We start from the raw sequence: 14,611 nt of genomic DNA, 5'->3' as shown, positions 1-14,611 counted from the left end.
CGAGATGCGCATCGACGTCGTCACGATCTTCCCGGAGTACCTGGAGCCGCTGAACGTCTCCCTGGTCGGCAAGGCCCGGGCCCGCGGGCAGCTCGACGTCCACCTGCACGACCTGCGGTCCTGGACCACCGATGTGCACCGGACGGTGGACGACACCCCGTACGGGGGTGGCCCCGGCATGGTGATGAAGCCCGAGCCGTGGGGCGCGGCCCTGGACACGGTGCTCGCCCAGGGGCCCGAGGGCGAGGTGCCGACCCTGGTCGTGCCGACCCCGAGTGGGAGGCCGTTCACCCAGGAGCTGGCCCAGGAGCTGGCGGGCCGTCAGTGGTTGGCCTTCGCGCCCGCGCGGTACGAGGGCATCGACCGCCGGGTGATCGAGGAGGCCGCTACCCGAATGCCGGTGGTCGAGGCGTCGATCGGCGACTACGTGCTGGCCGGCGGCGAGGTCGCGGTGCTGGTGATGGTCGAGGCGATCGCCCGACTGCTGCCCGGGGTGCTCGGCAACGCGGAGTCCCACCGGGACGACTCCTTCGCGCCGGGCGCGATGGCGGACCTGCTGGAAGGGCCCGTCTACACCAAGCCCGCCGAGTGGCGCGGCCGGGAGGTGCCGGAGGTGCTGCTCAGTGGACATCACGGCAAGATCGCCCGGTGGCGTCGCGAGCAGGCCTTCACCCGCACCCTGGCCAACCGGCCCGACCTGGTGCAGCGCTGGCAGTACGGCGACTTCGACAAGAAGGAGCGTGAGGCGCTCAGCATCCTGGGGCTGGCCTGGGACCAGGAGCTCGGCCGATTTCGGTCCACGGCGGAGGCTGTGGAAGAATAGGCGACTGTTGTCTGCCGTTGGGCTTCCTCCGTGGGAGCCAGTGGATCGGTGCCCCCGCCACGGGGGGAACGTCGAAGACCGAAACGGCCCGCAGCACACCCCATTGTGACGAACTTCCGTGGGCGGCCCGTGGCGCCTGCGATGGAGAGCAAAATGAGCAACAAGCTCGCTGCTGTCGACGCGGCCTCGCTGCGTTCCGACATCCCGGCCTTCCGCGCCGGTGACACCCTGAAGGTTCACGTCCGGGTCATCGAGGGCAACCGCTCCCGTGTCCAGGTCTTCCAGGGCGTCGTCATCCGCCGTCACGGCGCCGGCATCGGTGAGACCTTCACCGTCCGCAAGGTCTCCTTCAACGTCGGCGTGGAGCGCACCTTCCCGGTGCACACCCCGGTCGTCGAGAAGATCGAGCTCGTGACCCGTGGTGCGGTCCGCCGCGCCAAGCTGTACTACCTGCGTGACCTGCGCGGCAAGGCCGCGAAGATCAAGGAGAAGCGCGACCGCTGATCCTCCGGCCTCCGGTCCGTCCGGAGGCCCGGGACGCTCAGTCGGGGTCGAGTCCCTTCGGGATAGGCTCTGCCCCGATGAGCACGCAAGAACCAGTCGCGGACCGCGACGGCACAGCCGTACCCCAGGGTGCGGACTCGCCGTCGCGGTCCGCGTCCGTTTCCGCCCCGCCCACGGCTCCGGCCACAGCCGCGACCGTGACGGTCGCTGCGGCCTCGTCCGCGATGGCCGCCGACGGAGTGCGGGGGGCTGGTCCGACGGACGGGTCCGGTGAAGCCGCCGAAGCAGGGGGCGAGGAAGCCGAAAGAGCCGGAGCCGCAGCCGACGGAGCGGTCGGCGACGACGGCACGGACTACACCGACGTGGCCGATGACTCGTCAGCCGGTTGGTCGACATGGGACCTCCTGCGGATCGGTGCGGTGTGTCTGCTGGTCCTGCTGCTGGTGAACGCCTTCGTGGTCCGCCCGTTCTCCGTCCCGTCGCGGTCGATGGAGGGCACCCTGCAGCCGGGTGACCGCCTGCTGGTGAACCAACTCGCCTACGCCTTCGGCGGCGAGATCGAGCGCGGGGACGTGGTGGTCTTCGACGGGACGGGTTCGTTCCTGCCTTACGCCGACGAGACACCGCCTGTGCGACGCTTCCTGTCGGCCGCAGGGCTCAGCCCCGGCGACAGTTCTGTGTACGTGAAGCGTGTGGTCGGCATCGGGGGTGACCGAGTGACGTGCTGTGGAACGGACGGGCGGCTCAGGGTCAACGGGGTGCCGTTGGACGAGTCGGCCTACCTGTACGCGGGTGACGCCCCGTCAGCGGTGAAGTTCGACGTGGTGGTGCCGGCCGGCAAGCTCTGGCTGATGGGGGACCATCGGAGCGCCTCCCGTGACGCACGGGACCATCTCGGTGAGCCCGGCGGTGGTTTCGTGCCCGAGTCGAAGGTGATCGGACGGGCGGACTGGATCGTCTTCCCGGTCGGTCGCTGGACTTCGCTCGACCGCCCAGCGAGCTTCGCCCCGGTGGAGGGGACTGGTGGCCGTGGGGGAACGAGGTAGGGGGCGTGGCCTCGCCTCGCCGCCGGCTGACGGCACGAGCGCCGGCACCGGTATACCCGGCTGGGCCGGGGGCGCGGACGGTACGGGCACGCCGGGAGGCGAGTCGCAGGCCACTGCGGCCGCAGGTGGGACAGCGCCCGCCTCGGCGCCGGCGCCGCGCGGCCGGGCCGAACGGCGCCGCAGTGCCCGCCGGGCCGCCCGGCGGCGCAGGCGGTCGCTGCTGCGCGAGGTGCCGCTGATCGCGGTGGTGGCCGTGCTGATCGCCCTGGCGCTCAAGACCTTTGCCGTTCAGGTCTTCGTGATCCCCTCGGGATCGATGGAGCAGACCATCCAGATCGGCGACCGGGTGCTGGTCGACAAGTTCACGCCGTGGTTCGGCAACGAGCCGTCCCGGGGTGAGGTGGTCGTCTTCAAGGATCCGGGCGGCTGGCTCGAACCCCAGCCCCATGCGAAGGACGAAGGCGCCGTACTGAGCACCACCAAGCGGCTGCTCTCGCACGTCGGCCTGCTCCCGTCCGACGACGAGCAGGACTTGATCAAGCGGGTGATCGGTGTCCCGGGCGACACCATCGAGTGCTGTGAGGCGACGGGCCGACTGACCGTCAACGGCGTTCCGCTGGAAGAGCCTTACCTGGCGCCGGGCAACGTGCCGTCGAAGCAGCCGTTCAAGGTCACCGTCCCCCCGGGGCGGCTCTGGGTGATGGGCGATCACCGGGACCTCTCCGCCGACTCGCGCTACCACCTCGGCGAGGCCGGCCAGGGCACCATCCCCATCGACAACGTGCTCGGACGGGCCTTCGTGATCGCCTGGCCGCTTCAGAGGATGAGTCAACTCGACGTTCCCGGGACTCTGTCGGCGCTTCCCGTGCAAGCCGGGGCGGGGGAGCGTAGCGTTCCGGGGGCGGGTGGAGGAGCGGGCACACCTGACGGGACGAATCTCGCGGGTGCTCAGCCGGATCCGGCGAAACCTCCGCTCGTTATGGGTGTGTTGGGCTTCCTTCCGGCCCTCGTGCGGCCAAGGCGCGCGAGGGACCGGGGCGGGCCGTCCGTCCGCTGATTCGCCGGTGCTGCCGTGTGGGAGCCCGGGCGTCCCGGCCGGGAGTGGTAGAGAAGTGCTGGAGTGCTCGGTGCACGGTCCGATTGCCTCCGGCGGCAAGGTCGGTGAGTCGGTGTCAGACCCCGTTTCGACGGGCAGGGCTGATGCGGGCTGACAACCCGTCGCAGAACGTGGTGCCCGCTGTGCGGCACTGTGAGCGCGGACGCGTGGGCGTCCGCACAGCTGGGAGGAGATGTTGTGGGGGATCTGGTGATCGGTGCCCGCTCTGGGGGCCCTGAGCCCGAGGGCGAGGGCCCCGAGCAGTTGGACGGCTCCGATCGATCCGGGCAGGCCGCTCCGGCGGCCTCGGACTCGGCCGAGGAGACGCCGGAAGGCGGCGGGAAGAAGCAGGCCAAGCAGCGCTCGTTCTGGAAGGAGCTGCCGATCCTGGTCGGCATCGCGCTGATCCTGGCGCTGGTGATCAAGACCTTCTTCGTCCAGGCCTTCTCGATCCCCTCGGGCTCGATGCAGAACACCCTGCAGATCGGTGACCGGGTGCTGGTCGACAAGCTGACGCCCTGGTTCGGAGCCGAGCCCGAGCGTGGAGAGGTCGTGGTCTTCCATGATCCGGGCGGCTGGCTGAGCGACGAGCCGACGCAGCAGAGCGACAACGCCGTCGTCCGCGGCATCCAGGACGCGCTGAGCTTCGTCGGTCTGATGCCTTCGGCCAACGAGAAGGACCTCATCAAGCGGGTCATCGCGGTCGGTGGCGACACCGTCGAGTGCGAGGGCACCGGGCCGGTCAAGGTGAACGGGATCGCGCTCAACGAGCCCTACATCTACGCCGGCAACACTCCGTGCGGCGACAAGCCGTTCAGTCCGGTGCACGTTCCCGAGGGCCGGATCTGGGTCATGGGCGACCACCGGGCGGACTCGCTCGACTCGCGCTTCCACCAGGACCAGCCCGGTGGCGGCACGGTGCCAGTGGACAACGTGGTCGGCCGCGCCTTCGTGGTCGCCTGGCCCATCGGCAACTGGGCCACGCTTCCGGTCCCGGACACCTTCGAGCAGAAGGGCCTCGCGGCTGCCGCACTGCCGTACGCGCCTCCGGTGGCGGGCGCGGCGGTCGCACTGCCGGCGGCCTGGTGGCTGCGGCGCAAGCGCCGGTGACGGCTGGTCCGGCTGCTTCCGGGTAGCACTCGGCTCTTGCGCGGGCCGTGGTACCGGCGAGTAATCTGCTCGCACGTGCCACGGCCCGTCGGCTTGTCCGGCCCCGCCGCGGCCTGCCCGTGCGGAGCGCGGGCCGACCAGGAGGTGGCGACGGTGAGCGGTGTGATGAGCCCGGTGGCCCCGGCCCCGGCGGGGACGAAGCTCGGGCGGCGTCCGGCGGCGGTCGTCCAGGGGCTGGTGATCGGCCTCGGCTTCGTGCTGATGATCGGCTGCTTCGCGGTGATCGCGGTGCAGTACCGGCCGTACCGGATTCCGACGCAGTCGATGGAGCCCACGCTTCGGGTGGGCGACACGGTGGTGGCCCGGTCGGTGCCGGCCGACAGCATCGGCCGTGGCGACGTGGTGGTCTTCCGGGATGCGCTGTGGGGCAACAGCGCGCTGGTCAAGAGGGTGGTCGCGACCGGAGGCGACACCGTGGTCTGCTGCGATGCCCAGCACCGGCTCATGGTGAACGACCACCCGGTCGACGAGCCCTACGTGGCTGATCCGAAGCTCGATGACCAGCGTTTCTCCACGACCGTGCCCGAGGGGCGCCTGTTCCTGCTGGGTGACCACCGGCTCGGCTCGCTCGATTCGCGGACGCACCTCGACCTGGCGGGCGGTACGGTGGCGGCGACCGATGTGCTGGGACGGGTGGACGCGACGGTCTGGCCGGCCGGCCGCGCGGGCGTGAGCGAACGTACGGCCGCCTTCGACGCTCTGCCTGGCCGGGCGGCGGCGGACGCCGGTCCGATCGGGCCGCTCGCGTTCGGGACGGTGCTCGGCGCGGGGCTGATCCTGCTGGCCTCGCTGGTCGGTGGAGTGGCGTCGCTGGCCGGGCGGCGGAGGAAGCGAGCGGGGCGGAGCTGAACCGCGAGGCCGCGCCGGGTCGGTGACGGAGGAGTCCGCGATGACGGTGGAGCGACGTCGGGCGGCGCGGGTGCTGCTGCTGGACAGCGAGGACAGGCTGCTGCTGTTCCGAGGAGTGGATCCAGCGGTTCCGGGCGTGTGCTGGTGGTTCACACCCGGAGGAGGAGTCGAGCCCGGCGAGGAGCTGCGGGACGCGGCCCTGCGCGAGCTGGCCGAGGAGACCGGGCTGACCGAGGTGGAGCTCGGACCGGTGGTGGCGTTCGACACGGTGACCTTCTCCTATCTGGGGAGGGGGTACGAGCAGGACCAGTGGTTTCACCTGGCACGGACCGCGACCACCGAGCTGCGGGTGCCCGAAGCGGACGGGGCTGAGCACGCCCAGCTGCTGACGGCCCGTTGGTGGACAGTGGCCGAACTTCGGGAGACCGGGGAGACGGTCTATCCGGTGGAGTTGGCCGACCTGGCGGAGCGGTTGCTGACCGATGGTCCGCCAGTCCGGCCGGTAAGGCTCTGCGGACGAGCGGGGTGGTCCACAATGGGGTGGACGTATCGAGCTGAGGGGACGCCTGGATGAGTGCCGAAGACCTCGAGAAGTACGAGACCGAGATGGAGCTCAAGCTCTACCGGGAGTACCGGGATGTCGTCGGCCTGTTCAAATACGTGATCGAGACCGAGCGGCGTTTCTACCTGACGAACGACTACGAGCTTCAGGTCCACTCGGTGCAGGGCGAGGTCTTCTTCGAGGTCTCGATGGCGGATGCCTGGGTCTGGGACATGTACCGGCCTGCCCGGTTCGTCCGCAAGGTGAGGGTGCTGACCTTCAAGGACGTCAATATCGAGGAACTGGCGAAGAGTGATCTGGAGCTCCCGTCCGACGACGCGTCGTTCGGGAACTGAACCGCGGCAGCGCTCGAACGGCTGCCCGGAACGAGACATTGGACCGCCGGCCGCCGGTCTGTCCAGGGTGAATTCTCGGTACCACTCTTCCGAGTGAGCTCGGTTGTCCACAGCCCCGGGTTTTCCACAGGCTGAGGGCACTTCCGACCCGTCGTCGGTCCGTCGCGGCAACCTCCGGCATGGAGGTGATTGCCGTGCAGAGTTCCAACACCGGCCTCGGCCGATACGGCGAGGAAGTCGCTGCCCGCTGGCTCGCCCAGGGTGGTCTGCAGATCCTCGAACGCAACTGGCGCTGCGCCGAGGGTGAGCTGGACATCGTCGCCCTCGACGGGGACACCCTCGCCGTCTGCGAGGTGAAGACGCGGTCCGAGCGTGGGTTCCAGCAGCCCCAGGAAGGCATCGACCACACCAAGGCCGAGCGCCTGCGCCATCTCGCCGAGCGCTGGCTGGGCGAGCGCTGGCCCGAGCACTTCGACCGGCTGGCGAGAGCGGTGGAGACGGCTTCCGGGGCACCGGACGGACCGTCAGCCGGCCAGTCGGCCGGGACTCCACCGACCGGTCCCGGCAGCGAGGGCGGGGCCGGCGAAGCCGAGCTGTCGCGGACGGACACGAGCACGGCCTCGGGCAAGACCGCAGGTGGCAAGACCGGCAGCGCGAAGGGAAGCCGCGCCAAGACGGTCAAGGGCGGCAGACAGACCGCCACCCCGGAGCCGCCCATCCGGTCGGTCCCGCTGCCGCCCGGCGGAGTCCGCATCGACTTGGTGGCGGTGGTCAACCGCCTCAAGGGCGCGGCCTTGGTGGAGCACCTCAGAGGGGCGGTCTGAGATGGCCTTCGCCCGCACATGCTCGGTGGCCCTGGTCGGGGTGGACGGAGTGGTGGTGGAGGTCCAGGCGGACCTGGAGCCCGGCCTGGCCGCCTTCGCCCTGGTAGGCCTGCCCGACAAGGCGCTCTCCGAGGCGAGGGACAGGGTGAGGGCGGCCGTGGTCAACAGTGGGGAGACCTGGCCCCAGCGGAAACTGACGGTGGGTCTGAGCCCGGCTTCGGTCCCGAAGGGTGGCAGCGGCTTCGACCTGGCCGTGGCCTGCGCGGTGCTGGCCGCCGCCGAGCGGCTCGAACCAGCCGTCATCGCCGACCTGCTGATCATCGGTGAGCTCGGCCTGGACGGACGGGTCAGGCCGGTCAGAGGAGTGCTGCCCTCCGTCCTCGCGGCCGCCGAAGCCGGCTACCGGCAGATCATCGTGGCTGAGCAGACCGCTGCCGAGGCGTCCCTCGTCCCGGATGTCTCGGTCCGAGGGGTCCGCAGCCTTCGGCAGCTCATCGCCATGTTGACCGGTGCCCCAGATCCTGACGAGCCGTCACCTCTGGGGGAGGTGCGCCGTGACCCGTCGATGGCCGGGCTGCTCCTGCCGGGAGCGGGCATCCGGGGGCTCACAGCGGAGAAGGCAGCCCTGCTCGACCTCGCCGACGTGTCGGGGCAGCAGGAGGCCCGTCAGGCGCTTGAGATCGCGGCCGCCGGCGGCCACCACCTCTACCTGAAGGGACCGCCGGGTGCGGGGAAGACGATGCTCGCCGAGCGTCTACCAGCCCTGTTGCCGCCGCTGACCCAGTCCGAGGCGCTGGAGGTGACGGCGGTGCACTCGGTCGCCGGTCTGCTGCCCGTGGACCGCCCGCTGATCGACAGTCCGCCGTACTACGCGCCGCACCACTCCACGACGATGCCCGCGATCGTCGGCGGCGGAAGCGGGTATCCCCGGCCGGGAGCCGTCTCCTTGGCACACCGGGGGATCCTCTTCCTGGACGAGGCGCCGGAGTTCCCCGTCCGGGTCCTCGACGCGCTCCGGCAACCGTTGGAGTCCGGTGAGGTGACCATCGCGCGGTCGGCCGGTTCGGTCCGGTTGCCGGCCCGGTTCCAACTCTGCCTCGCGGCCAATCCCTGTCCCTGTGGCAGGCATTCTCGTCGGGGCGAAGGGTGCGAGTGCACGCCCACGATGGTGAGCCGTTATCAGGGCAGGCTCTCCGGCCCGTTGTTGGACCGGGTGGACCTCCAGGTTCAGGTGGCGCCGGTGACCAGGGCCGAGCTGATGGGGCGTGAGGGGAAGGCGGAGAGCACCCGTGAGGTCGCCGCCCGGGTGCGGCTCGCTCGCGAGCGAGCCGCGGCCAGGATGGCCGAGATGCCGTGGCGCACCAACGCGGAGGTCCCCGGCCACACCCTCCGGACCCGTTGGCAGTTGGCGCCTGGCGCCCTGATCGACGCGGAGCGGGAGTTGGAACGCGGCCTGCTGACCGCCCGCGGGCTGGACCGCGTGCTCCGGGTCGCCTGGACGGTAGCGGACCTGTGCGGACACCCCAGCCCGACCAGGGTCGATGTCCGGGCTGCGCTGCAGCTGCGGACGGGAGTCCAACGCGGACTCACCACCACGGACCGGCCGACCCACCCTGACAAGGAGCCGGACAGCTATTTCGAGAGCGAGTCCTGACACCCCCGCGCAGCCTTCTTGGCCGAGCCGTCCAGAACTCCGCCGACACCGTGGAGGTGCAGGTGAACCGCATCAGACCCACCGTTGCCGAGCCCGAATCGGAGCCCCGGCCTGAGGACCAGCCCGAAGCCAAGTCCGAGGCCCAGACCGGGCAGCAGGCCAGGCCGCTGCCCGAGACCGGGCACAGCGTCGAGGACTGTGCCGGTGACGGCACCCACCCTCATCCGTGGCAGGAGAACCCCGAGCGGCGTGCGAGAGTCGCGCTCTCCCGCCTCATCGAGCCGGGCGACGCCGTGATCGGCCGCTGGCTCGGACAGGTCGGCGCGGTCAGGTTGATCGAGGCGATCCACCGTCGGGCGGAGCCCGGCTACCTGGACGTGGACGCCGACCGCCTCGCCGCCTACCGGGCCCGACTGCCGCTCATCGACATCGACGGTGACCTGGAACGGGTGCGGTCACTCGGTGGACGGTTCATCATTCCGGGCGACACCGAGTGGCCCTCCCAACTCGACGACCTGGGAGACGGCCGGCCGGTCGGCCTCTGGGTCAGGGGCTCGGGCTCCCTCCGGATGCTCGCTCTGCGGTCGGTCTCGATGGTCGGGGCCCGGGCCTGTACCTCGTACGGAGCCCACGTGGCCGGAGAGCTCGCCGCCCAACTCGCCGAGCGCGGCTGGGTGGTGGTCTCCGGAGCGGCGTACGGGATCGACGCGGCTGCGCACCGGGGCACGCTCGCGGTCGGTGGAGTGACCCTCGCTGTGCTGGCCAGCGGGGTGGACGTGGCCTACCCGGCGGGCAACTCCGAGCTGATCGCCCGGATCGCGGCGCAGGGGCTGCTGCTGAGCGAACTGCCCCCGGGTGAACACCCCAACCGGTTCCGCTTCGTCCTCCGGAACCGCGTCATCGCGGCCCTCACCCGGGGCACCGTGGTGGTGGAGGCGGCCCTGCGCAGCGGTGCCCTGAGCACCGCCCGCCGGGCCCGCGACCTCAACCGGCACACCATGGGCGTGGCCGGCCCGGTCACCTCCGAACTCTCGGCCGGGGTCCACGCACTGATCCGCAGCGGCGCGGCCACCCTGGTCACCGATGCCGCGGAGGTCAGCGAGCTGATCGGGGCGATCGGCGACGACCTCGCGCCGCGCCGATCAGGACCGGTCCTTCCACGGGACTTGCTGACCCCGAACGTGGCCAAGGTGCTGGAGGCGGTCCCGGCCACCGCCGAGGGCGCGCCGCTCGAGCGGCTGGCGCGGCAGGCCGGCCTGTCGCAGGACGAAGTCCAGCAGCGGCTGTACGAGTTGGGGTCCCTCGGCTTCGTCGAGAGGTGCGGTGCGCACTGGCGGTTGGCGCGCCGGGCGAGGTCCGGACGGGGATGACGACCCGCCGGTCCGGTGGAGCGCGACGCGCCGAGCGCACCACCGGATCGGGGGACGACCGAGTGGCGGTAGCACTGTGCAGCGACTCGATCACGCTACGCTCCCACTGGCTTCCCTATCAGCACATGACTCGGCAGAACGGCGCAGACCAACGTATGCCCACACACATTCCCGGACACAGGGTGACCGGTGGCCTCCGGTCCTCGGGAGGGCCAGGGTCGGGGGCCGAGGTGCGCCCGGCCGCCGAGGGACCGGCCAAGGCAGCAGGCGTGATGGGCGTGACCCGGCAGGCGGGCCGGGCACACGCCAGGGGGAACGTGGAGGAGGCTGCCCAGACGGCAGTCCGTCCACCGGCCGCCCGGCGAGAGCGGGCGGCGGTTCCCCCAGAGGGTGCGGCCACTGACGAACGGTCAGCCCTGGAGGTGCTCTGGCGCTCCTACAAGGAGTCCGGCGACGCCAGGTTGCGGGAGCAACTGATCCTGCACTACTCGCCACTGGTCAAATACGTGGCCGGCCGGGTCGGGGTCGGGCTCCCCGCCAACGTCGAGCAGGCCGACTTCGTCTCCTCCGGGGTCTTCGGCCTGATCGACGCGATCGAGAAGTTCGACATCGATCGCGCGATCAAGTTCGAGACCTACGCCATCAGCCGCATCCGCGGCGCGATCATCGACGAGCTCCGGGCGCTGGACTGGATCCCACGCTCCGTCAGGCAGAAGGCCAAGGCGGTCGAGCGGACCTACGCCACGCTGGAAGCGCGCCTGCGCCGCACCCCGCACGAGCCGGAGGTCGCGGCCGAGATGGGGATCGCCATCGAGGACCTGCACGCGATCTTCAGTCAGCTCTCGCTCGCCAACGTGGTGGCCCTGGACGAGCTGCTGCACCCGGCCGGTGACGGAGGTGACCGGCTGAGCCTGATGGACACCCTGGAGGACACCGGAGCCGACAACCCCGTCGAGGTGGCGGAGGACAGGGAGCTGCGCCGGCTGCTGGCCACGGCGGTCAACACCCTCCCGGAGCGGGAGAAGACGGTGGTCACCCTCTACTACTACGAGGGGCTCACTCTGGCCGAGATCGGGCAGGTGCTCGGCGTCACGGAGAGCCGGGTCAGCCAGATCCACACCAAGTCGGTGATCCAGCTCCGGGCCAAGCTCTCCGAGATCTGCTGACGGGCAGCTGGGCAGCTGGGCAGCTGGGCAGTCGGGCAGCCGGGAGCGGTGGGTCGGCTGGCCGCCGTCGGCGCAGCCCAATGGTCGAGCGCGTGTCGGGAGGTGTGCGCCGGATGCGCCGGGGCATGCTCTGACGGATTCGCGAGGCCCGGTCACCGGAGCGCTCCGGGCTCCGTACAGTAGGAGCGTGCCTAAGATCCGGGCGGCCACCGTGGCCGAGCATCGCCAGCTGCAGCACGCAGCGCTGCTCGACGCTGCCCGCACGCTGCTCACCGAGGGGGGCATGGAGGCGCTGACCTTCCCCACCCTCGCGGCGCGAGCCGGTCTCGCGCGCTCCTCGGTGTACGAGTACTTCCGTTCGCGGGCAGCGGTCGTGGAAGAGCTCTGCGCCATCGACTTCCCGCTCTGGGCCGCCGAGATCGAGGCGGGGATGGCCGCTTCCGACGCCCCGGAGGAGAAGGTCGAGGCCTATGTCCGGGGGCAGCTCGCCCTTGCGGCGGATCCCCGGCACCGAGCGGTCGTGGCGATCTCGGCGCTCGAACTGAGCGATGCGGCGCGGGAGCGGATCCGGGCGGCCCACCACACCCTGGTCGACCTGGTGGTGCGGGCCCTGGAGGACCTCGGGCACGATCAGCCAAGGGTGGCGGCCGCACTCCTCCAGGGAGTGGTCGAGGCCGCCGTCCGGCAGGCCGAGCGGCCGACCGGTCCGGGCCCCGGTCCGGTCTCCGACTCCGCCGTCTCGATGGTGCTGCACGGTGTCTGTCCGGCGCACCGCGCGGCGGCTGACGGCACCACTACCGTCGAGCCGCCCGCCGACACCCCGGCCACGGACTGACGGAGGCCGCCCTCGGCGCTTGGCGGGCGGCCCCGCAGCGCGACGCGATGATTCGTCCGCGCGCCTCACCGCACGTCGAGCGGCAGCAGTCTGGCCCGCCCGGTTCCCAGCAGGGCCAGCGGATCGAGATAGCGCTTCCCGCGCAGCAGCCCCCAGTGCAGGCAGCCGCTGGCGCAGTGCCCGGCCCCGGTGGCCAGCACCCCGATCGGCTGTCCGGCCGAGACCGCCGTGCCGACCGGGACGCCGGTGACCGGCAGGTAGGTGGTCCGCAACGCCGGGCTCCCCGAGCCGGGGTGAGTCACCGTCACCACCGGGCGGCCACCCACCGTCCCCGAGAACGAGACCACCCCGGGCGCGGCCGCCCGGACGGTGTCGCCGACCGAGGCCGCCAGGTCGACGCCCCGGTGGCCGGCCGCCCAGCGAACCGGTGGTGGGTCGAACCGTTGGAGCAGCCCGCTCCTCCCACCCACCGGCCAGGCCCGTCCGGGCCCCGGCCCGACGACAGGGCGGCTGGCCGGCAGGTCGAGGCCCGCCGTCTCTCGCGCCGCTCCATGGGCGGCCGGTGGCTCCAGCCCGACCAGCAGCACTGCAGTCAGCAAGGTGGCCAGCAGCAGGACCAGCCGCCGGTCGGGCCTGCCCGGTGGCCCGGAGCCGGGCCCGCCGGCTGTCAGGACGAGCCCGCCGGGAAGAGCCGGAGCGTGGCCCCGCCCCCGTTCCCGCCCTCGTTCCCGCCCCCAGGCTCGGCCTCGGGAGCCGAACCGGGGCCAGGGCCGGGAACGCGGACGGGAGGAGGGCAGCTGGAGCGGGATCACACGACAGGCGGAAGGATCGGTCATGCCGTGCAGACTCCCGATCGGCCCCGCCCCGGACCACCACCAGGCCCCGCCCTGTGGACAAGGCCGCCCTGTGGACAGCCGCCGTCCCCCGCAGGGGTGAACCCGAGGCGATCAGGCGCCCGATGGATCTCAGTACTCCGCCCCACCTCCGCGCCCCGATCGCCCCGCCGGCCACCCTCCAACGACCCTTCGGCCATCGCTGGGCACTCGCTGGGCCACAGTCGGGCCGCCCTCGGGCCCGAGCCCCTCACCGGCGGAGTCGCTCCTCGCTCGGGGCTTCCCGTACACTTCACACGCGACCCGGTCTCCCGGGTCGACTTCGCACGCCCCGCCACCGGCGGTCAGGCCACCCCGCGAGGAGGCCGCCAGCCCGGTGTGAGTGCCGCTCGGTCCGCCGAGCCCGGTGCGGTCAGGACCCCGGTCCCGATCGACGCCAGGCCGAGTGGCTCGGCACGTCCGGGGCGTCAGGCGTGACGGTCGCCCGACCGGCACGGAACAACCGAGAACCCCTGGCACCCCGCGGTCCGCAAGGACCCGGCGCGCCGGGCAGAGCACAAGGAGCACGGCCATGGCCGTCGTCACGATGCGGGAGCTGCTGGAGAGCGGCGTCCACTTCGGTCACCAGACCCGTCGTTGGAACCCGAAGATGAAGCGCTTCATCTTCACGGAGCGCAACGGCATCTACATCATCGACCTCCTGCAGTCGCTGAACTACATCGACCGCGCCTTCGAGTTCGTCAAGGAGACCGTTGCCCACGGCGGCAGCGTCCTCTTCGTCGGCACCAAGAAGCAGGCCCAGGAGGCCATCGCCGAGCAGGCCACCCGCGTGGGCATGCCCTACGTGAACCAGCGCTGGCTCGGCGGCATGCTGACCAACTTCTCGACCGTCTACAAGCGTCTGCAGCGCCTCAAGGAGCTCGGCGAGATCGACTTCACGGATGTGGCCGGTTCCGGTCTCACCAAGAAGGAGCTCCTGGTCCTCGAGCGCGAGCACACCAAGCTCGAGAAGACCCTCGGCGGTATCCGCGACATGCAGCGCGTGCCCAGCGCCGTCTGGATCGTGGACACCAAGAAGGAGCACATCGCGGTCGGTGAGGCCCGCAAGCTTCACATCCCGGTCGTCGCGATCCTGGACACCAACTGTGACCCGGACGAGGTCGACTACAAGATCCCGGGCAACGACGACGCGATCCGCTCCGTCACCCTGCTGACCCGCGTCATCGCCGACGCCGTCGCCGAGGGCCTGAAGTCCCGCGCCGGTGTCGCCAAGGGCGATGTCAAGGCCGAGCCGGGCGCCGACCAGCCGCTCGCCGACTGGGAGAAGGACCTCCTCGAGGGCGAGAAGAAGGCCGAGGAGGCCCCGGTCGCCGCCGAGGTCACCGAGGCTCCGGCCGCCGAGGCCGCTGAGGCTGCCGAGACCGTCGAGGCCCCCGCTGCCGAGGTCACCGAGGCTCCGGCCGTCGAGGCCGAGCAGGCCTGACGTACCAAGGGTGAGGGGCACCCGCCGGTACGACACCGGTAGGTGCCCCTCTCTCCCGTGC

Annotated in this window: 15 protein-coding genes; 14 read left to right on the top strand and 1 reads right to left on the bottom strand. The window is 71.4% G+C overall.

Features of this window, described 5'->3' with window-relative positions; all coding sequences use genetic code 11:
• Positions 1-4 precede the first annotated feature (4 nt).
• The 13 genes from trmD (at position 5) to ACZ6ZR_RS30835 (ending at position 12,234) form a co-directional block, all read left to right on the top strand.
• Positions 5-823 carry a tRNA (guanosine(37)-N1)-methyltransferase TrmD gene (gene trmD / locus ACZ6ZR_RS30895; RefSeq protein WP_465648055.1) on the top strand — a complete coding sequence of 273 codons (819 nt, stop codon included), beginning with the start codon at positions 5-7 and terminating at the stop codon, positions 821-823.
• Between the two features lie 153 nt (positions 824-976).
• Positions 977-1,327, top strand: coding sequence for a 50S ribosomal protein L19 (gene rplS / locus ACZ6ZR_RS30890; protein WP_465647953.1), 351 nt, complete (start codon positions 977-979; stop codon positions 1,325-1,327).
• A 224-nt stretch (positions 1,328-1,551) separates the two neighbouring features.
• Positions 1,552-2,373 carry a signal peptidase I gene (lepB, locus tag ACZ6ZR_RS30885; RefSeq protein WP_465648053.1) on the top strand — a complete coding sequence of 274 codons (822 nt, stop codon included), beginning with the start codon at positions 1,552-1,554 and terminating at the stop codon, positions 2,371-2,373.
• Positions 2,374-2,602: 229 nt separating this feature from the next.
• Positions 2,603-3,430: a signal peptidase I gene (gene lepB / locus ACZ6ZR_RS30880; protein WP_465647951.1), complete on the top strand. Its 828-nt coding sequence runs from the start codon at positions 2,603-2,605 to the stop codon at positions 3,428-3,430.
• Between the two features lie 237 nt (positions 3,431-3,667).
• A complete protein-coding gene (lepB, locus tag ACZ6ZR_RS30875) occupies positions 3,668-4,579 on the top strand; it encodes a signal peptidase I (RefSeq protein ID WP_465647949.1) in 912 nt (303 codons plus the stop codon).
• A gap of 153 nt (positions 4,580-4,732) precedes the next feature.
• A complete protein-coding gene (lepB, locus tag ACZ6ZR_RS30870) occupies positions 4,733-5,488 on the top strand; it encodes a signal peptidase I (RefSeq protein WP_465647947.1) in 756 nt (251 codons plus the stop codon).
• Positions 5,489-5,528: 40 nt separating this feature from the next.
• On the top strand, positions 5,529-6,062 hold the full coding sequence (locus ACZ6ZR_RS30865; RefSeq protein ID WP_465647945.1) for an NUDIX hydrolase: 534 nt from the start codon (positions 5,529-5,531) through the stop codon (positions 6,060-6,062).
• Positions 6,059-6,385 (top strand): DUF2469 domain-containing protein, encoded by a 327-nt coding sequence (locus ACZ6ZR_RS30860; RefSeq protein WP_057232326.1) that lies wholly within the window; start codon positions 6,059-6,061, stop codon positions 6,383-6,385. The genes ACZ6ZR_RS30865 and ACZ6ZR_RS30860 overlap by 4 nt, the downstream gene beginning before the upstream one ends.
• A gap of 194 nt (positions 6,386-6,579) precedes the next feature.
• A complete protein-coding gene (locus ACZ6ZR_RS30855) occupies positions 6,580-7,209 on the top strand; it encodes a YraN family protein (protein WP_465647943.1) in 630 nt (209 codons plus the stop codon).
• A gap of 1 nt (position 7,210) precedes the next feature.
• Entirely contained in the window at positions 7,211-8,863 is a 1,653-nt protein-coding gene (locus tag ACZ6ZR_RS30850; protein ID WP_465647941.1) for a YifB family Mg chelatase-like AAA ATPase, read from the top strand.
• Between the two features lie 62 nt (positions 8,864-8,925).
• A complete protein-coding gene (gene dprA / locus ACZ6ZR_RS30845) occupies positions 8,926-10,233 on the top strand; it encodes a DNA-processing protein DprA (protein ID WP_465647939.1) in 1,308 nt (435 codons plus the stop codon).
• Between the two features lie 272 nt (positions 10,234-10,505).
• Positions 10,506-11,399: an RNA polymerase sigma factor WhiG gene (whiG, locus tag ACZ6ZR_RS30840; protein WP_465647937.1), complete on the top strand. Its 894-nt coding sequence runs from the start codon at positions 10,506-10,508 to the stop codon at positions 11,397-11,399.
• Positions 11,400-11,586: 187 nt separating this feature from the next.
• The gene (locus tag ACZ6ZR_RS30835) at positions 11,587-12,234 is read left to right on the top strand and encodes a TetR/AcrR family transcriptional regulator (protein WP_465647935.1); all 648 of its coding nucleotides are present in this window, start codon (positions 11,587-11,589) and stop codon (positions 12,232-12,234) included.
• 65 nt (positions 12,235-12,299) lie between these two features.
• On the opposite strand, the gene ACZ6ZR_RS30830 is transcribed toward ACZ6ZR_RS30835, so the two are convergent.
• Positions 12,300-12,833 (bottom strand): murein hydrolase activator EnvC family protein, encoded by a 534-nt coding sequence (locus ACZ6ZR_RS30830; protein WP_465647933.1) that lies wholly within the window; start codon positions 12,831-12,833, stop codon positions 12,300-12,302.
• A gap of 805 nt (positions 12,834-13,638) precedes the next feature.
• Here ACZ6ZR_RS30830 and rpsB point away from each other — a divergent pair.
• Positions 13,639-14,550: a 30S ribosomal protein S2 gene (gene rpsB, locus ACZ6ZR_RS30825; RefSeq protein ID WP_465647931.1), complete on the top strand. Its 912-nt coding sequence runs from the start codon at positions 13,639-13,641 to the stop codon at positions 14,548-14,550.
• The last annotated feature ends 61 nt before the right edge of the window (positions 14,551-14,611 follow it).

It is taken from the genome of Kitasatospora sp. NPDC088742 (genome assembly GCF_055584905.1).
Note: the sequence above shows the minus strand (reverse complement) of the source record. Positions and strands in the feature narration are given on the sequence as shown.

Coding starts and splice junctions, on each gene's coding strand:
- ACZ6ZR_RS30850 (WP_465647941.1), top strand. CDS start 7,211: ATGGCCTTCGCCCGCACATGCTCGGTGGCCCTGGTCGGGGTGGACGGA.
- lepB (WP_465648053.1), top strand. CDS start 1,552: ATGGCCGCCGACGGAGTGCGGGGGGCTGGTCCGACGGACGGGTCCGGT.
- rplS (WP_465647953.1), top strand. CDS start 977: ATGAGCAACAAGCTCGCTGCTGTCGACGCGGCCTCGCTGCGTTCCGAC.
- ACZ6ZR_RS30860 (WP_057232326.1), top strand. CDS start 6,059: ATGAGTGCCGAAGACCTCGAGAAGTACGAGACCGAGATGGAGCTCAAG.
- trmD (WP_465648055.1), top strand. CDS start 5: ATGCGCATCGACGTCGTCACGATCTTCCCGGAGTACCTGGAGCCGCTG.
- whiG (WP_465647937.1), top strand. CDS start 10,506: ATGGGCGTGACCCGGCAGGCGGGCCGGGCACACGCCAGGGGGAACGTG.
- rpsB (WP_465647931.1), top strand. CDS start 13,639: ATGGCCGTCGTCACGATGCGGGAGCTGCTGGAGAGCGGCGTCCACTTC.
- ACZ6ZR_RS30865 (WP_465647945.1), top strand. CDS start 5,529: ATGACGGTGGAGCGACGTCGGGCGGCGCGGGTGCTGCTGCTGGACAGC.